Raw genomic sequence first — 18,675 nt, 5'->3', positions numbered from 1 at the left:
GCGCTAAACATGAATAAACGTTTTTCGAGTATACGATATAGTTATATACGCTCCCATTTATACGGTGTATTTCTTACAACGGTAACTATTTTGTCAATATTGCTCTCCATCTATGTCTTAATCGAACCAGAATGGTTAACGCCGCATAGTATTTTTCTCTTCATTTCTTTATATTTTGTACTAGCCATCATTATTTCTCTATATACTGGTTTTAAATCAAGTGGGGATATGAAGGAACGACTTGACTATTTGTCTGTCCTCATTACACAGTTTGCTAATGGTAACTATCAATCTCGTGTTTATTATAACGAAGGAGATGAACTGGCGAGAATCGGTAATGAAATGAACGAACTTGGTGAGAAGTTGCAAAATCAGGTGAAATCCTTGCAGCGAATGGCCGATGAAAAAGCAGATTATGCAAAAACAGCACATAAAGCTGCTGTAATCGAAGAACGCCAACGATTAGCCAGGGACCTACATGATGCTGTAAGTCAACAGCTTTTTGCTTTAACAATGATGTCAGAAGCGGCATTAAAGCAACTAGATAAAAATCCTGTAACAGCTAAAAAACAAATGGAGGAAGTCGCGAAATCTGCGCTACAATCTCAGACAGAAATGCGGGCACTTCTGTTGCATTTGCGGCCCGTTCATCTATCGGGCGATTCATTATCTACTGGTGTTAGTAAATTAGTAGAGGAACTGAAGCAAAAGAGTAATACACGCTTTCAACTGGCAATAGAAGAGGATTTAGCACTTACAGAGACGATAGAGGATCACGTGTTTCGGATTATCCAGGAAGCGCTCTCCAATATTTTACGTCATGCGAACGCTACAGAAGTTAGACTAGATATTGCCACGCGTGCTAAAGAATTGTTTATCCATATCCGCGATAATGGAAAAGGATTTGATGTGAATCATAGAGTAGAAAAAAAGGCATCCTATGGGTTAAAAACGATGCAGGAACGTTCCGAGGAGCTTGGTGGGACATTTGTTCTTCGATCTGATCAAGACGAAGGGACTCATATAACCATTCGCATACCGTGCTAAAAATGGGAGAAGGGAAGAATAACATGATACGTGTAATTGTAGTGGATGATCATCAAGTAGTACGTAAAGGAATTATTGCTTATTTACAAACTGATGAAGAAATTGATGTAATTGGTGAGGCTTCAAGTGGTAATGATGGCGCTGAACTAATTTTAAAAGAAAAACCAGATGTTGTCCTCATGGATTTAATGATGGAGAATGGTACGGGTGTTGATGCAACCAAGCGCATTTTAAAATCAGATCCCTCGATTAAAATTATTATTCTAACAAGCTATTATGATGATGAACAGGTCTTTCCTGCTATTGAGGCAGGTGCGTTTAGTTATCTGTTGAAAACCTCCTCTGCGACCGATATTCTTGCAGCTATAAAAAAAGCAGCTATGGGAGAAAATGTGATTGAACCGAAAGTTGCTGGAAAAATGTTGTCGAGTTTTCGTACGGAAGAGAAAAAGCTGCATGATGCTTTGACGGAAAGAGAAAGAGAAGTGCTGCTTTGTATCGGGAACGGAATGACGAATCAGGAAATAAGCGAGAAGCTATATATTGGAATAAAGACGGTTAAGACACATGTTAGTAACATTCTCTCCAAATTGGAAGTCCAAGATCGAACCCAGGCAGCAGTGTATGTACATAAACAGCAATTAATGAAAGAATAGAAGAATAGTGGACGGAGTAAAGACAGAAGTAAGATTTAAAAAGAATTTGAAAATAAGACGATCCCTTTGTTTTTTTCTCTCCGCATTTGTATAATACCAATGTAACGATTAAATGAGAGGATTTAAAAAATGACTAATCTAACGAAGAAAGCGGAAAATCTGTTACTACTCATATGGGCGCAGGCTTTTATAGCCCTTGCAGGTAGTTTGTTTTTCTCCGAAGTGATGGGATATACCCCATGCGAATTATGCTGGATTCAACGTATCCTTATGTATCCGTTGGTCATCATATACGGAGTAGCTGCATTTAAAAAACAGGTATCTATTGCCCTACCAGGTTTAATTTTAAGTGGGATAGGTATGTTTGTTTCTCTTTATCATTATCTGGTTCAAAAGCTACCTGCCCTACAGGAAGCCGGTGATGGCTGTGGTTTAGTTCCATGTAATGTGGCTTATGTTAATTACTTCGGATTCATTACCATTCCGTTCCTTGCCGGGATCGCGTTTATTGTTATCTTTGTATTACATTTGCTATTAATCAAAGAAATAAAGGAGAATAAATAATGCAAAAAAAAATACTCATTTTTGTAGGAGTAATTGTTCTATTATTTGCAGGTTTATATTTTGTTATAGACTATAAGAATAACCAGACAGTGGAAAACAATGATAATCCTTATGGAGATAAAAAACTTGAGCAAAGCACAATTGACCAGCTTGATGATCCGAATTATGGGAACCAAATTATGCCTGATGAGCTTAGTGAGAAAGTAGAAAGTGGCGAGGCTGTAACGGTCTACTTTTATGATCCACAATGTGTACACTGCCAAAACACCACTCCTTACCTTGTACCATTGGCTGAAGATAATGGTGTGGACATGAAGAAATTGAACCTACGTGAGTTTCAGGATCAGTGGAACGCATACGGCATAGAATCTACGCCAACCCTTATCCATTTTGAGAATGGAGAAGAGCAGGCAAGAATTGTGGGACAAAGACCAGAAGAGGAATTCCAGCAATTTTTTGACCAATATGTAATAAAGTAGAATATGTAATAAAGTAGAATACAAGCTTGACCCCCGCTACGGGGAATATTTCGTTGGATGGTATTTTTATATTATAATATCAAAAGAAAATGACCGGATGAAGGCTTGAAAACTACCTGAATGTTTTCAAGTTTTCGTCCGGTCTTTATGTTTTTAAACCGATCAATAGCCTTTCTTACTCTTTATCAAACATATGGTAGGTGGTAATGAAAGGTTTATCGGCATAATAAGCAGGTGGTTTTGTTGCTTGACCTTTGTGTGATTGCTTAAACTGCTCGGAGTTTTTCCAGTTCTCGAAGTCCTGTTCTGACTGCCACTGTGTGAATACTACATAGGTGTTCCCTTTTCGTGGTTTTAAAAAGCGAAATGCTTGAAACCCTGGCATCATGTCCACGTCGTTTCCTCGTTTCTTAAAGCGCGCTTCAAAGGAAGCCTGCCCATCCTCTATCACGGGAATGTTGTTCATTACAACATAGCCGTCATCTGAAATGTCACCTTTTTCAATAAGGATGTCGTACTCCCGTCCAGCACTAAAGACACTTTTCTTGCTTCCTTCATAATAAGCTAACCCATTACTATTGCTAGTCATAAAATGAAACGGAATATCCTTATGCTTTTCATCTAGCTTTAAAAGAAAATCAATGGTTCCGTTCGTCATAAATGCTTTCATGGTTTTTCACCCTTCCTTCCATCACTATTATTATATTACCCTATGAATACAAGAATTAGTCAAATAAAGTGAAACTTCACTCAGTGGGGGGGTTCATTCTTCTCCCACTGATTGTTAGTTGAATGAATCGGGGTGTTAACGGCCGTTTACTCTCACTTCATGTTTTGAAGTGGGATTCTTACGGACGGTTGCACCGGGGTGAATTATTTAAAATAATTATTAAGTGATATGAAGTATTAAACTTTAAGAATGTAGGAATCTGTCGTATAATGGGATATGTGTAGAGGTGAACAAATGAAAAAGGAACGTACTGGTATTAAGAGGGGTACTCCCAAGTATGTCAAAGGAATTCTCTATAGTTTTATTGCTATCTTGGTCCTGAGTTTGATTGGTTTTGTCCTTATTTTATATGGTGGCGGTTTAGTAGTGGACGAAGAAGCATTTCTCCTTGACTCCACATCCACCATAGAATTGGAAGATGGGACGATTATCGGGAGACTTTATAACGAAAATCGTGAACTAGTGTCGATAGACAAGATTCCGGATCATGTCAAGAATGCATTCGTTGCTATTGAGGATAGACGTTTTTATGACCATGCAGGTGTTGATATACGGTCTGTAATGCGTGCGCTTGTCCGAGATATTGTAGCCATGGAGAAAGTGGAAGGGGCAAGTACTATCACGCAACAACTAGCAAAGAACTTATTTCTTCATCATGATAAAACATTGATGAGGAAAACGAAAGAAGTAATGGCAGCCATATATATGGAACAGCGCTTCACCAAAGATCAAATATTAGAGCTATATTTAAATGAAATTTACTTTGGCCAGGGCGTCTACGGTGTTGAGACAGCGGCAAAGTTCTTCTTTTCAAAGCCGGTAAATGAATTGACTGTGGAGGAAGGCGCTATGCTTGCAGGGCTTGCTAAAGCACCGAATGGCTATTCACCAATTGATCATCCTGACAGAGCATTAGAACGAAGAAATGTTGTATTGCGCTCAATGGAAAATGCCGGATTGCTTTCTACTGAAAAGAGACTGCAGGCTGAAAATCGTGATTTAGGGTTACAATTAAATGAGAGAAAAACAGAACCTTCTTCAGACAGTTATGTGGATTTAGTAATGAAGGAAGCCGCGGAAAAACATGGTTTGTCGATTAAGGAGCTAAAACGCGGAGGCTATCGAATACTCGTAAACATGGACTCGAAGGCTCAGCGTATTGCTTACCAGCAGTTCCAAAATGATGCTTATTTCCCAGGAAATACAGAAGGAACTGAGGGGGCTTTCGTCATGATGGAACAGGACACAGGTAAAATTGTGTCAGCACTTGGTGGAAGATCCTATCAGTTAGGAGAATTAAATCGAGCTTCGGTTGTGAGACAGCCTGGTTCAACAATAAAACCGATAGCTGTATATGGTCCTGCGCTAATGCAAGATAACTATACACCATATACGCTCATACCTGACCAGGCATTAGATTACAATGGGTATACTGCCACAAATGCAGATGGACAGTATGACGAGTCTGTTTCCATCTATAATGCACTTAAATATTCAAAGAACGCGCCAGCTGTATGGTTGCTTGACCAACTAGGTGTCTCTTATTCAAAGGAGTATTTGCAGAAACTAAACCTTTCGATTGAAGATGATGGTTTGGCCATCGCATTAGGTGGGCTTGCAGAAGGCATTACGCCATTAGACCTGATGGATAGCTATAGTGCTTTTTCAAGGAGTGGCAAAATGGTGGACTCCCATACAATTGAGCGTATTTATAATTCAGATGATGAACTTCTATTTCAAGCGGAAACGGAAGAGACAGAGGTGTTTACCGAGCAGGTAGCATGGGATATGACCGAGATGCTTTTAGAGACGGTGGAGACAGGCACAGCGACCGCAGGAAGTTTTTCTAAAGAACTTGCAGGGAAAACAGGCACCACACAGCATCCATTTGTTGAAGGACAAGCCAAGGATGCATGGTTCGCAGGATATACACCGGATTATGTGATGGTAACATGGATGGGCTATGATCAGTCAGATGAGGACCACTATTTAACAGGAGGAAGTGCTTATCCTACAGAGTTAACAAAAGCAATATTGACAGAGATGGATAAGATAGAACCCTTAACGGAGGCCTTTACAAAGCCGAAAAATGCAGTAGCTCTTGAAAAGCCAATTGAGTTACCAGTTATAGAAAATCTAAAGGCATCGTATACATTTGGCGGATTCTCACTCGTGCAAGCGAAACTCACATGGAAAGGCTCTAATGATAATCGTGTCGTTTATCGAATATATCGAGTAGAAGATGGCATCGATGAGCGGGTTGCAGAGGTAGAAGGCCAATCTGAATATACGATAAGCAATGCCCTGTTTCAATCAAAGCAGTACTATATTACAGCATATGACCCTCTTACAAAGCTCGAGGGAAAGAGGTCCAATATAGTAGAGTTATCCTGGTAATTTAGACAAATTCATGACAATCAAATGGCTTTGCTATACAGCCGGGAAATTAATCGCTATAGTTAATAATGGATTATGAGAGCGGTTTTTATTCTGCTTACAATCGGAATATATGATTCGATTATGGAAGATAATTATTCTTATGGTGGATAAAGGATGGATAACATGGCCAAAACAATGAATGACACGTTAATTAAAGCTTACAAGGGTGAAGAGACGAGCCATACACCAGTTTGGTATATGCGACAGGCAGGGAGATCACAGCCAGAATATCGTGCGCTGAAGGAGAAGTATTCTTTATTTGAAATAACGCACCAGCCAGAGCTTTGTGCATACGTGACACGCTTACCTGTTGAAAATTATGGTGTAGATGCGGCAATTTTGTATAAAGATATCATGTCTCCACTCCCTGCATTAGGAGTGGACGTAGAAATTAAAAGTGGGATTGGTCCAGTAATACACAATCCTATTACAAATTTTCAGGATGTAGAAAAATTAGGAAGTATTAATCCAAAAGCAGATGTCCCGTATGTGTTGGACACGATTCGTTTATTGACAGAAGAGCAACTGGACGTTCCTTTAATTGGCTTCAGCGGGGCGCCATTTACGTTGGCTAGCTATATGATAGAAGGTGGGCCATCGAAAAATTATAATAAAACAAAAGCATTTATGTACACCGATTCTGCAGCTTGGTTTGCTTTAATGGATAAGCTTGCTGATATGGTAATAACGTATGTAGAGGCGCAAATCGAGGCAGGAGCAAAAGCTATTCAAATTTTTGATTCTTGGGTTGGCGCCTTAAATGCTTCCGATTACCGTGTATTTATAAAACCGGTAATGACCCGTATTTTTTCCGAATTAAGGCAGCACGGTGTGCCACTCATAACGTTTGGTGTTGGAGCAAGACATCTTCTGATGGAATGGAACGACTTACCAGTAGACGTAATTGGCCTTGATTGGCGTACATCTATTACAGAAGCACGTGAGATTGGTGTAACAAAAGTACTTCAGGGGAATTTAGATCCTACCTTACTTTTGACTAAATGGGAAACCATTGAAGATCGAGCAAAAGCATTAATCGACGAAGGAATAGCAGATGGAAACCATGTATTTAATCTTGGACATGGGGTAACTCCAGATATCAAACCGGAAACCCTAAAAAAACTAACAGAATATATTCATAGATATTCCAAAAGATAGATAAATACATCACTTATTCGTATCAACTTTCCTTAGTGGAAGGGTTAACTTTATAAAGAATTGTCAATTTTAATAGAGAGGTGCTTAACATGGGAAAACAAAAATTAGGTTTACTTGTAATGGCTTATGGAACACCATACAAGGAAGAGGATATTGAACCGTACTACACACATATACGACATGGAAGAAAACCTGCAGAAGATGCGCTCCAAGATCTTAAGGATCGTTATAAGGCAATTGGGGGTATTTCTCCACTAGCTAAAATAACTGAACAGCAGGCAAAAGCATTAGAAGCCAATTTAAATGAAGCGCAAGATGAGTATGAATTTAAAGCATATATTGGCTTAAAACATATTGCACCGTTTATCGAAGATGCGGTAGATGAAATGGCCAAGGATGGAATTAAAGAAGCAGTATCTATCGTGCTTGCACCACATTACTCCACATTCAGTGTGCAGTCATACAATACCCGTGCCAGTGAAGAAGCATCAAAGCATGGCATCACCATTGAATCAGTGGAAAGTTGGTACAATGCTCCAGGCTTTATCAAACTGTGGTCAGACCGAATTGGCGCTATTTTCTTTGAAATGACACCAGAAGAGCGAGAAAAAGCAGTTTTAGTTGTTTCTGCTCACAGTCTTCCAGAGAAAATTTTGCAAAACGGTGATCCGTACCCGGAACAGCTTCGCGAAACAGCAGAGTTAATTAAGGAAGAAACAGGAATTAAAAATGTAGAACTAGGATGGCAAAGTGAAGGGAATACCCCTGATCCTTGGCTTGGGCCAGATGTACAGGATCTAACTCGTGAGCTGTACCATAATAAAGGCTATCGCTCCTTTGTTTACGCTCCAGTTGGATTTATTGCAGACCATTTAGAAGTTCTGTATGACAATGATTACGAATGTAAAGTGGTATGTGATGAACTCGGCGCAAACTATTATCGCCCGGAAATGCCTAACGATAACCCGCAATTTATTACTACGCTCGCGGGTGTGGTGTTGCAAAAAGTGAAGAGTGAAGTGTAATGGGTCGAACTAAATCCATTGTAATTGTAGGTGGCGGGATAACTGGTTTATCCGCTGCCTATTATTTGCAGAAGACCATGAAGGAGCAAGGACTTTCGCTAAACATCAAGTTAGTGGAAGCATCTGACCGGCTGGGCGGCAAAATTAAAACAATGAAACGTGATGGATTTACAATTGAGCAAGGACCCGACTCTCTATTAGCGAGAAAGGCACCAGCAGCTAAGCTTGTGGAAGAATTAGGATTACATGATCAAGTGATTCGAAATGCAACGGGTCAATCCTATATTCTTTTAAAAAACAAGCTACATAAAATGCCAAAGGGAACTTTTATGGGTGTCCCAAAAGAGATTGGCCCATTACTTAACTCTCATCTCCTTTCAGGTAAGGGGAAGTTTCGTGCAGTAGGGGAGAGATTTATCCCAAAAGGAAAGCAGGAGGGGGATCAATCCCTAGGAGAATTTTTCCGACGCCGATTTGGGAATGAATTATTAGTGAACCAGATTGAATCCTTGTTATCTGGAATTCATTCTGGTGATATTAATCAAATGAGCCTTAAAGCAACCTACCCAAACTTTTATGAACTCGAGCAGAAGTATGGAAGTGTAATGAAGGGCTTGAAAAAAAGCATGCCAAAGCCGGTTAAAAGCGATCAGACTAAGGCATCTGGTGCCTTCTTTTCGTTTAAAAATGGTTTAGAAACCATGGTACATGCATTACATGATACGTTAGATGAAGGGACAGTAAAACTAAAGACGGCTGTTGACCATATTGAAAAGAAAGAGCATGGTTATCATATCCTATTAAGTGATGGGGACGTGCTTCAAGCAGATGCTATCATTATGGCAACACCTCATTTTACGGTACCAAAGATGTTCAGCCAGTATGATTTCTTTAAGCCTTTCCAGGAAGTACCTTCAGTCTCGACAGCAAATGTCGTGCTAGCCTTCGATCAATCTGCGATTAAGCGAGATATTGATGGGACAGGCTTCCTAGTTACCCGAAATAGTGATTTTCGGATCACTGCATGTACATGGGCCCATAAGAAGTGGCCAAGTACAGCACCAGATGGGAAGATACTGCTTCGTTGTTATGTTGGAAAACCAGGTGATGAAGAAATCGTGGACTTATCAGATGAGGAAATAACAGACATTGTACTGAAAGATCTAAAGAAAACAATGAAGATTAAAGCAAAACCAGAATTCCGTGTAATTACAAGATGGAAAGATGGACGGCCACAATATACGGTTGGACATTTAGAGAGGCTTGCCGAGATACGAAATAAAGCCCAAGTGCATATTCCTGGCGTTTATTTGGCAGGGTGTTCGTATGATGGTGCTGGCATTCCGGATTGTATTGAGCAGGGAGAAAAAGCAGTAGAAGACGTATTGGATTTTTTGAGAATGGCCTAATACATTAACATTTGAGATATGAAAAGAAGCTCCAGTCAAAGACCAAGCGGGCTTCTTTTTTCTATTGAAATAAAAAAGGCCAGTTTTAACCAAACTTGAATTGTTTTTATTTTCTGTTAATATTAAGAGTAACATTAACACTGTAGAGGTGAGAGAATGGACTTTAATATAGTTGGATTTAGTTTTTGGATGTTGGTTTGTGTCGCTTCTATTTTATTAATTTATGGCTTATGGAAAGGATCATCTAAACTATTAATCATAAGTTCCATTGCATTCCTGTTGCCAACACTTTACTTTATCGGAGCAGAAAATTGGTTCAAATTTCTTGTACTTATCCCCCTATTTCCCTTGATCATTGCTTATTTCACAAACAAGAATGTAAAAAATACTTGATTTCCATCTCTTTAAACTCATTTATCTGCTTCTCATTTTACTCAGGTAATCCACTCTTTACAATATAGATAACTCCGCATATAATAAATTCCTACATATTTAGATTGCACACAAAAGTCGCATACCACATTGTATGCGACTTTTTAAGTGTTATTAATGTCACAGTTGCTTCATTCTAAGACTGGAAATCAATTTAAGATTTAGTAGATTTATTTATAGCTTTCCTCTAACTGATCGACAAGGGATCCGACAAAAGCAACAGCTTTTTTAATGGCATCTGGTTTAGACATATCAACCCCAGCTTGTTTAATAAGATCAAGTGGTTTTAATGTGCCACCAGCGCGGAGGACATCTAGCCATTTGTCTACAGCAGGCTGTCCTTCAGTTTGGATTTTTTCTGCCATAGCAGTAGAAACCGTAAGGCCCGCAGAATACGTATATGGATATAGTCCCATATAATAATGTGGTTGACGCATCCACGTAAGTCCTGCACCTGCATCAAATGTTACGGTATCTCCCCAGAATTTCTCAAGTGTCTCTCTTTTCTGCTCTGTTAGCACATTCGCTGTAAGTGGTGTTCCTTCTTCTGCCAAATCATACACTCTACGCTGAAACTCTCCTTCAAGAAGGTGTGTAACAAAGTTATGATAATATGTTCCCAGTAATTGCGTAATGACCCAGCGTTTCATCCGTTTATCATCTGTTTTGTTCATTAAATGATTTGCCAGTAGCAGCTCATTAATTGTAGACGGTGCTTCTACGAAATATGTGGAAGGGCGAGTATTAAGAAGGGATTGATTCTTCCCAGCTAAATAGAAATGTCCAGCGTGCCCAAGCTCATGGGCAAGTACGAAAGCCCCGCGCATTGTATCCGTCCATGTAACTAAAATATAGGGGTGCACACCATAAGGGCTAGAGCAAAAAGCACCTGTCGCTTTTCCAACATTATCAGCAAGGTCAACCCAACGATCATGAATTCCTTTCTTCATAATCTCCGTATATTCAGGCCCCATGACTTCCAACGCTTCTAAGATGGTAGACGTCGCCTCTTCATACGTTGTAACGGGAGTAAACTCAGGGTCAAGTGGAGCTTTGAGGTCACAGTATTGCAGTTCCTCTAATCCTAGTTTATCTTTCATTAGCTTTGCATAGCGTTGCATATGCGGAGCCAACTCATTCTGGATAACGTCCAACTGATTATGATACATTTCCTTGGTAACTTGCTGGGATTGGAGTAGCATATCTGTAACGGAGTCATATGAACGCAATTTAGACATGGTTACCTGTTTGGTTACCTCAGTAGCGTACGTTGCTGCAAACGTATTTTTGTATTGGTTAAGTGTGTTGGTAAAAGATTTGTATGCAGCTCGGCGTGTTTCCGTATCAGCGGATAACTCGTACCGATCTTCATACAACGCAGCAGACATTGGGTGTTCTTTACCGTCCTTATCTGTAATAGAGTCAAATTGCATATCAGATGATTTGGTGCGTCCATAGACCATGTATGGTGCATCATGGACTTCACTTAATGCTGCAAGTGTTTCTTCGATCTCAGGAGCTAGCGTATAAGGCTTTCTTTCTAAGGTATCCTGCAACATTTTTTCATATGTTTTTAAGGCAGGCTCGTCCTGTAAGAATTGTGAGATTGTCTCATCTGATAATGTTAAGAGTTCAGATTGGATAAAGGATAGTTTAGTGCCAATGGAAGCCATGGCAGCAGAAACCTTTGCCGCATCTCGTTGGTTATCAGGATCTGAACCATCCGCACTTGCGCGAAGACTAGCGTATGTAGCAACACGAATAACACGTTGTTGATAAGCTTCTAGTGTTTCTAAACAAGAAAGTAGTGTTCCGGCGTTATCCCCTAATTTCCCTTTATAGGCTGTCACGTTTGTAACGTCTTGCTGTACAGCATCTAGTTCTGTTTCCCAGTTTTTATGTGTTGTAAATAGGTCAGTTAAATCCCATGTTTGTTCTGTAGGTACTTCTGAACGTTTTAATCGATTTGTTGTTCCTGTCGTCATTTTGTATATTCCCCTTTCTGCTATCATGATGTATGATATGCGATAGATGTTCATTTATCCCGGAGCAACCGTCCGTAAGACTCCCACTTCAAAACATGAAGTGAAACCGTTAAGTTTTTAGTGGGAGTTAACGGACGTTAACTCCCCGATTCGTTCAACTAACAATCAGTGGGAGAAGAATGAAAACCTCCACTGATTAAAGTTTCACTTTATTTCGTTACTCTAAGTAATTATAATATATTGTAAGCAGAAATGATAGAATTATCGCTTAATTTAAAAGTCTTTTCAGTTTGAAAAACGTATTACTTGTTATTATGGATAGCAAGGAGGGGAAGGTATTAAAAAAAAGGTTCTAATAGATTGTTTAATAACTAACAATCAGTGGGGGAAGTATGAAAACCCCCACTGATAGCAGTTTCACTTCATTAAAAAGAGGAAAGAATGAAAGGTACCAGAAAAAAGCAGCTATGAAGCGATAGCTGCTTTAAACTAGATAGATTAGTAAGTGTTATAGTACAGTGGAAAAGAGTAAAATTATTTATCTTGCGGGATGATCACATTCGTCACATAGATTACCATAACAGTCGGCTTGTTCTACCATGTCTAGCCCACATTGACTGCACTTCTTCTTTGGCAGATTGCGAAAGAACTCCATAACTTTAAACATATGTGAATCCTCCTTTGCTAAGATAATGTTATTGTATTATAACAGTATGAAAATTGTCAATACTGTGTTACAACAAAATGCAAAAAAGGATGTGTCGTTATGAAATTAACTGTAATAGGTTTCTGGGGAGGATATCCTGCCCCAGGTGGTGCAACGTCTTCTTATCTGTTAGAAAAAGACGGGTTTTCTTTATTGATCGATGCAGGAAGCGGATCATTATCTAAGCTTCAACAGTATATACCAGTGACAGAGCTTGATGCCGTTATTTTATCTCATTATCATGAGGACCATGTGGCAGATATTGGTGTGCTTCAGTACGCAAAGCTAGTAAATTATTATGTGAACGGTGCTGATGGCATTCTTCCAATCTATGGGCATGTGTTGGATAAAGAAGGATTTGCTACCTTGTCACACGAGTACACAGAGGGAAAAGCTTATCAGCCAGATGAATCTGTAGATATTGGGCCATTTCAAATAAGTTTTCTGCAAACCGTTCACCCGGTTCCGTGCTTCGGAATGCGGATAACAGACGGTGAGCATACGATAGTATATACAGCGGACAGCAGTTTTAAAGAAGAGTGGATCCCATTTTCAAAAGGGGCTGACCTACTGATAACGGATTGCAACTTTTATGCTACACAAAATGGAGCGAGTGCTGGACATATGACGAGTAAAGAAGGTGGGAAAATAGCGGGAAACGCTGGAGTGAAAACTTTAATGCTAAGCCATCTTCCTCAATATGGAGACACGAAGCAATTAGTAGAAGAAGCAAAAGAGCAATACAATGGAACTGTATTACTTGCGAAAGAAGGATTAATTTGGCAAGCTTAAACCTTATTTTTGATTTAGCGAGATAGATGCCTTAAACTTAATGGTGGATATATCCTATTGGGAGGTTAATTGGTATGAAGTTTATAGATAATAAAGGAATTACAGATCCAATGGTAAATCTGGCATTGGAAGAGTATGTACTACAGAATTTTGGAGAGAACGATACATATTTGCTATTTTACATTAACAAGCCATCTATTATCATTGGGCGCAATCAGAATACCATTGAAGAAATTAATACAAGCTATGTTGATGAAAATGGTATTAAGGTTGTTCGCAGACTTTCTGGCGGCGGTGCTGTGTACCATGATGAAGGGAACTTGAACTTCAGCTTTATTACCAAGGATGACGGCAATAGTTTCCAAAATTTTGCGAAGTTCACCCAGCCGATGGTAGAGGCTTTAAATAAGCTTGGGGTGCCAGCTGAGCTACAAGGAAGAAATGACTTGGCAGCTAATGGACGGAAGATATCTGGCAATGCTATGTTCTCAACCAAGGGACGGATGTTTAGCCATGGGACATTAATGTTCGACTCAGAAATCGAGAACGTTGTGTCTGCTTTAAAAGTGAGAAAAGAAAAAATTGAATCAAAAGGAATTAAATCCATTCGGAGCCGTGTCGCTAATATTTCCGAATTTCTTGAAGCGTCTCTAACTATGGACGAGTTTAAAGAAACCATTTTAAAACATGTTTTTGATGTGGAAGACATTGCAGATGTCCCACAATATGAATTAACAGAGGAAGATTGGAATAACGTAGAACAAATTTCCAAGGAACGTTATCAAAATTGGGAATGGAACTATGGTAAATCACCTTCCTTTAATATTCAAGAGTCCCATAAGTTTGATGCAGGTCTCGTTGATGTTCGTCTTGATGTGAAAAAAGGGATTATTGAAAACTGTAAAATCTACGGCGACTTCTTTGGGGTTGGTAGTGTGGAAGTAATTGAGTATAAACTAAAAGGCGTTCGTCATGAAAGAAAATCAATTGAAGAAGCCTTAGCCGGTGTCGATGTGCCGCATTATCTTGGGAAAATTACAAAAGAAGACTTTATTAATTTAATCTATTAAGAGAAAGCTCACCTCAGTGAGCTTTTTATAATTGGAAAAATAGGAGGAGGCGCCAAAGTGAATCGAGAAGCTGGTGAAGTGAATCGGGAGTGTGCCAAAGTGAATCGGGAAGCGATTAACTGAATCGGGATTGCACCCAAGTGAATCGAGAGGCGGGTGAACTGAATCGAGAGTGTGCCAAAGTGAATCGAGAGGCAGGTGAACTGAATCGGGAATGCGCCAAAGTGAATCGAGAAGCAGGTGAACTGAATCGAGAATGCACTAAAGTGAATCGAGAGGCGGGTGAACTGAATCGAGAGCTACCAAACCAAATCTAAAAATGCCGTTAACAAACCACTTAATTTTTCAATAGATCCTTTTTAATTGTCAACAATTTCAAAATTGCTTGAAAACAAATTAAGGCTACTTTATAATAAAGACAAGCATAAAATATAAAACTATTTTTTTGGTAACTTAATGAATGACTATTCATTCACCACTATTTAAGGGAGGTTTATTTGTGAATATCAGTGATCAACTATCGATTACAGCAAAGGAAAACCCGGCAAAGATAGCGTATATTTTCGAGGGGAAGGAAACAAGCTACTTAGACTTGGAAGGTGCCGTACAGCGGTTTGCTTCCAGTATGGAGGCTTTAGGTTATAAAAAGGGGGACCATATTGCCTTGATCGTAGGTAATTCACCATATTATGTAATTAGCCTATATGGTGCCTTAAGACTTGGCCTCGTTGTTATTCCGGTAAACCCTATGTACACTGCGAATGAGTTGTCCTATATCCTACATAATGGAGATGTGAAAGCGATCATCACCATGGATGTAATCCTTGAGAAACTGGCTTCTATTGATCAAGATTTACCTAGTGTAAAACATTATATTTCCTGTGATTCAGGAGCTGGGATAACAGTACAGGAAAATTTATTACTACCAATAATGAAAACGTTTTCTGAACTGGTGGGAAAAGGCGAAGGGGATTTCGAGAGGCCGGTATTAGATGATGAAGATACGGCAATTATTCTGTACACCTCTGGTACGACAGGGAAGCCTAAAGGTGCTGTTCTCTCTCACGGAAATATTTATTCAAATGCCAAGGACGTAGCAGATTATCTAGGGATTAATGGGAAAGACCGCATGATTGCAGCTCTCCCAATGTTCCATGTTTTCTGTTTGACTGTATCGCTAAATGCGCCATTGATGAATGGAGGCACCATTCTAATTATCCCTAAATTTTCACCCGCGGATGTACTACGTGTAGCCAATGAAAGGGAAGCTACCGTTTTTGCTGGTGTACCGACAATGTATAATTATCTTTTACAGGCTGTTAAAGGGCAGAGACCAAAATTCGGAAAGGTTCGTCTATGTATTTCTGGTGGTGCCGCAATGCCGGTATCTTTATTGGAGGCATTTGAAGAAACATTTCAAATCCAATTATCAGAAGGTTATGGTTTATCTGAGGCGTCTCCCGTTACCTGTTTTAACCCAATTGATCGTCCCCGGAAAGCTGGCTCAATTGGAACGAGCATCTGGAATGTGGAAAATAAAGTGGTCGATTTGTTTGGTGAGGAAGTGGAAACAGGTGAGGTGGGTGAACTCATTGTGCGTGGACCTAATGTCATGAAGGGCTATTATAAAATGCCTGAGGAAACAGAGGTAGCTTTAATGGATGGCTGGCTTTATACCGGGGATATGGCACGGGTTGATGAAGACGGTTATTTTTATATTGTCGATCGAAAAAAGGATATGATCCTTGTTGGAGGATATAACGTGTATCCAAGGGAGGTAGAAGAAGTCCTTTATACACATCCAAATGTCATAGAAGTTGCGGTGATAGGGGAGCCTCATCCCGAGAGTGGAGAGTCTGTGACTTGCTTTGCCGTAGTTGATGATCCAGAGATCAGCGAAAAAGATTTAATAGACTTTTCTAAAGACCATCTTGTTAACTATAAAATTCCAACAAGAATTGAATTTCTTGAAGAACTCCCGAAAAACACAACTGGAAAGATACTAAGAAGAAGTCTCAAAAGTAGCGTAAATAGTTAAATGAGACAGAATAATTGAGAAGATAATTGTAACTATAACTTTAAAAATGAACAATGATAAATAAATAACAGTCTCTGTGGCAAATATAGCGGCAGGGACTATTATTATGGATAAAATTTAAATTTTTCTCATAAATTGGTCTTAATGTCTTTATTTATTTGTAATAGTTTGGTAGATTTATTATTAAGCCACTTTCTTTCACTGTTTAGTGAAAGGATGATATGTATGTTTTTTAATGAAGACATCTACGCTCCTACACCTGAAATTACCCCACTCACAATGGCTCTCCTAACTGAAGAGGATGCAGCCGGTAACCTTGTCACTTATGTAATGGAAGAACAGAATGATTATACAGTGGCAGTACCTGCAAGCAAAGTAATGGACCATGCCTGTAAATTCTTTGGGTCCAGTCTAAAAGGAAGACAGGATGGGACACGCGATATTTGTGGAATTACCCATAAGGCCCCTATCTCCGTAGATCCTCTCAGTGGCATGTACTTCTTTCCTACTACTTCACCATCAAGTAAACAATGTTCCTGGATTGCCCATTCGCATATTGATCATATTCTTGACGCCGCAGGGCAGGGAACAGAGATTATGTTCAAGAATGGAAAAAAAGTGAATTTATCTGTTTCCTATGGTTCCATGCTAAACCAGGTTCAGCGCACAGCCCAATTCCGATATTTGCTAGATAATCGCATTAGGTTTTTGCAGAAACAGGTTTCGGAAAAGGCGGCAGAGACTTTTGCATAAGCTCCTGTATAATAGCATGCACCTTTTTACGAATCGCTGGGTTAAAATAATTCCGTTTTTCCTCTCTGCCCTGGCAAATAAAGAGAAAGGAAGAGAAGGAATCATTTTTGTGTAAGGTCACCACCTCTATTTTCCTTTTATTCATTTGTGTACGTAGCTCCCTCCGTTCGGCACTTGCTACTGTCGTCATGGTCTCCAAAAGCTCCATATAGGGTTCCTTAATTTTAAACGCACCTCTTTCAATATGCTGTATATCCTGTTGTATCACCACGATCGCCATTGAAAGAAATAGAAATCGTGAGGCTATATGCCGCTCTTCCTCTGTAAGATAGCGCATGGTCTCCCCTCCGAATAGAACATTTGTTCCTCTATTATATGTTAAAATGAAGAAAAAATACAACCAAATTATTAAAGCAGGAAAGAAAGTGGCTGTTTTCCTTTTTATACCTATGCATTTTACGTCGTTTCCATTAAAATAAAAGTAGAAATAGGCATATAAATGGAGGTTATGCAACCATTTGTATGGGAATAGTGACATAGTAGAAGAAACTATACGGACTAGGTAAACATATTTATCTCGCCTATACTGGGCAGTAAGGTTTCCACTTCAAGAATTCGAGGGATCAACTACCAGTAAAGGTTCATTCAACTAACTTTGGCGGGGGAGGTAAGAACCCTACCTAAGAAGTTTCATTTTATACATAATGAGGAGATTTCACTAAATGGACGCCATAAACACTGCACTAACTGATTGGAGAATGATGTTTGAAGAAGACAGGTTGGATGAATACATCATGCACCTGCTCGGCGAATACGAACAGCTTGGCCCACTACCAGGTATTTTATTACCTTTCATAGAAGCATTTCTTCCCTTTTTGCCTCTCGTCGTATTTGTCTTTGCAAATGCTGCTGCCTATGGATTGCTTGAGGGATTTTTATTATCCTGGGCTGGTTCAAGTCTCGGAGCTATTCTTGTTTTTTTGATAATCCGAAAGCTCGGGAAAAGGTCTTTTTTTGGGAAAATCAGAAAGAATAAACAAGTGAAAAAAGTTACAACATGGCTGGAAAGGCATGGATTCGGACCTCTATTTTTGCTGACCTGCTTTCCGTTTTCCCCGTCTGCTGTAATTAATGTGGTTGCAGGTCTATCGAAAATTAGTATTCAACAGTTCGTCCTTGCTGTGCTTTTAGGTAAATCGGTTATGATCTTTTCCCTAGCGTATATCGGTTCAAGTATCACGGAGTTTGCTAAAAATCCAATGCGTACTATTATTGTAGGAAGTTGTATTGCCATTTTTTGGATCGTGGGGAAAATTATCGAAAAAAGTCTGGAAAAGAAGGCGCTGCTAAAAGAAGCGAAGGAACTTGAAAACGATTAAAACACCGCCAAAC

18 protein-coding genes are annotated in these 18,675 nt (G+C 39.4%); 14 read left to right on the top strand and 4 right to left on the bottom strand.

Translation table 11 applies throughout. From position 1 onward, the window contains the following. Nucleotides 1-9: 9 nt before the first annotated feature. From AC6CHS_RS13635 to AC6CHS_RS13620, 4 genes are all read left to right on the top strand, one after another. Nucleotides 10-1,047 carry a sensor histidine kinase gene (locus AC6CHS_RS13635; protein ID WP_498236888.1) on the top strand — a complete coding sequence of 346 codons (1,038 nt, stop codon included), beginning with the start codon at nt 10-12 and terminating at the stop codon, nt 1,045-1,047. Between the two features lie 23 nt (nt 1,048-1,070). After that, on the top strand, nt 1,071-1,703 hold the full coding sequence (locus tag AC6CHS_RS13630) for a response regulator (RefSeq protein ID WP_498236886.1): 633 nt from the start codon (nt 1,071-1,073) through the stop codon (nt 1,701-1,703). Between the two features lie 129 nt (nt 1,704-1,832). After that, on the top strand, nt 1,833-2,267 hold the full coding sequence (locus tag AC6CHS_RS13625) for a disulfide oxidoreductase (RefSeq protein WP_498236884.1): 435 nt from the start codon (nt 1,833-1,835) through the stop codon (nt 2,265-2,267). Beyond that, nucleotides 2,267-2,746, top strand: coding sequence for a thioredoxin family protein (locus AC6CHS_RS13620; RefSeq protein ID WP_498236882.1), 480 nt, complete (start codon nt 2,267-2,269; stop codon nt 2,744-2,746). Before AC6CHS_RS13625 ends, AC6CHS_RS13620 begins: the two co-directional genes overlap by 1 nt. Nucleotides 2,747-2,921: 175 nt before the next feature. Here AC6CHS_RS13620 and AC6CHS_RS13615 read toward each other — a convergent pair whose 3' ends face one another. Then, on the bottom strand, nt 2,922-3,416 hold the full coding sequence (locus tag AC6CHS_RS13615) for an antibiotic biosynthesis monooxygenase family protein (RefSeq protein WP_379554377.1): 495 nt from the start codon (nt 3,414-3,416) through the stop codon (nt 2,922-2,924). 294 nt (nt 3,417-3,710) lie between these two features. Between AC6CHS_RS13615 and AC6CHS_RS13610 the strand changes: the two genes are divergently transcribed. The 4 genes from AC6CHS_RS13610 to hemY all read left to right on the top strand — a co-directional run bounded on the left by AC6CHS_RS13610 (nt 3,711) and on the right by hemY (nt 9,507). Further along, on the top strand, nt 3,711-5,873 hold the full coding sequence (locus tag AC6CHS_RS13610; RefSeq protein WP_498236880.1) for a transglycosylase domain-containing protein: 2,163 nt from the start codon (nt 3,711-3,713) through the stop codon (nt 5,871-5,873). Nucleotides 5,874-6,038: 165 nt separating this feature from the next. Then, nucleotides 6,039-7,073: a uroporphyrinogen decarboxylase gene (hemE, locus tag AC6CHS_RS13605; RefSeq protein WP_036576407.1), complete on the top strand. Its 1,035-nt coding sequence runs from the start codon at nt 6,039-6,041 to the stop codon at nt 7,071-7,073. An 89-nt stretch (nt 7,074-7,162) separates the two neighbouring features. Beyond that, nucleotides 7,163-8,098 carry a ferrochelatase gene (gene hemH / locus AC6CHS_RS13600; protein ID WP_498236878.1) on the top strand — a complete coding sequence of 312 codons (936 nt, stop codon included), beginning with the start codon at nt 7,163-7,165 and terminating at the stop codon, nt 8,096-8,098. Then, entirely contained in the window at nt 8,098-9,507 is a 1,410-nt protein-coding gene (hemY, locus tag AC6CHS_RS13595; RefSeq protein ID WP_498236877.1) for a protoporphyrinogen oxidase, read from the top strand. Before hemH ends, hemY begins: the two co-directional genes overlap by 1 nt. Nucleotides 9,508-10,109: 602 nt before the next feature. Here the strand turns inward: hemY and pepF are convergent. Both pepF and yhfH read right to left on the bottom strand, forming a co-directional pair. Beyond that, complete coding sequence (gene pepF / locus AC6CHS_RS13590) at nt 10,110-11,924, bottom strand: oligoendopeptidase F (protein WP_498236875.1); 1,815 nt, start codon at nt 11,922-11,924, stop codon at nt 10,110-10,112. A gap of 538 nt (nt 11,925-12,462) precedes the next feature. Continuing rightward, nucleotides 12,463-12,591, bottom strand: a complete 129-nt coding sequence (gene yhfH, locus AC6CHS_RS13585; RefSeq protein WP_081779362.1) for a protein YhfH — start codon at nt 12,589-12,591, stop codon at nt 12,463-12,465. 99 nt (nt 12,592-12,690) lie between these two features. Between yhfH and AC6CHS_RS13580 the strand changes: the two genes are divergently transcribed. The 5 genes from AC6CHS_RS13580 (at nt 12,691) to AC6CHS_RS13560 (ending at nt 17,283) form a co-directional block, all read left to right on the top strand. Continuing rightward, nucleotides 12,691-13,422 (top strand): MBL fold metallo-hydrolase, encoded by a 732-nt coding sequence (locus AC6CHS_RS13580; RefSeq protein WP_498236874.1) that lies wholly within the window; start codon nt 12,691-12,693, stop codon nt 13,420-13,422. Nucleotides 13,423-13,496: 74 nt separating this feature from the next. Further along, a complete protein-coding gene (lplA, locus tag AC6CHS_RS13575) occupies nt 13,497-14,492 on the top strand; it encodes a lipoate--protein ligase (RefSeq protein WP_498236873.1) in 996 nt (331 codons plus the stop codon). Between the two features lie 182 nt (nt 14,493-14,674). Continuing rightward, nucleotides 14,675-14,809, top strand: a complete 135-nt coding sequence (locus AC6CHS_RS13570; RefSeq protein ID WP_498236871.1) for a hypothetical protein — start codon at nt 14,675-14,677, stop codon at nt 14,807-14,809. 182 nt (nt 14,810-14,991) lie between these two features. Continuing rightward, nucleotides 14,992-16,530 carry a long-chain-fatty-acid--CoA ligase gene (locus tag AC6CHS_RS13565; RefSeq protein WP_498236870.1) on the top strand — a complete coding sequence of 513 codons (1,539 nt, stop codon included), beginning with the start codon at nt 14,992-14,994 and terminating at the stop codon, nt 16,528-16,530. 225 nt (nt 16,531-16,755) lie between these two features. Next, a complete protein-coding gene (locus tag AC6CHS_RS13560) occupies nt 16,756-17,283 on the top strand; it encodes a competence protein ComK (protein WP_498236869.1) in 528 nt (175 codons plus the stop codon). Here the strand turns inward: AC6CHS_RS13560 and AC6CHS_RS13555 are convergent. Beyond that, nucleotides 17,231-17,620 (bottom strand): YhjD family protein, encoded by a 390-nt coding sequence (locus AC6CHS_RS13555; protein WP_498236868.1) that lies wholly within the window; start codon nt 17,618-17,620, stop codon nt 17,231-17,233. The genes AC6CHS_RS13560 and AC6CHS_RS13555 overlap by 53 nt on opposite strands. A 385-nt stretch (nt 17,621-18,005) precedes the next feature. Here AC6CHS_RS13555 and AC6CHS_RS13550 point away from each other — a divergent pair, with 385 nt between their 5' ends. Next, nucleotides 18,006-18,662, top strand: coding sequence for a TVP38/TMEM64 family protein (locus AC6CHS_RS13550; protein ID WP_498236867.1), 657 nt, complete (start codon nt 18,006-18,008; stop codon nt 18,660-18,662). The last annotated feature ends 13 nt before the right edge of the window (nt 18,663-18,675 follow it).

This window comes from Oceanobacillus sp. GQ8, from assembly GCF_059758495.1.
The sequence above is the reverse complement of the archived record's forward strand: the minus strand, read 5'-3'. Positions and strand labels throughout refer to the sequence as shown.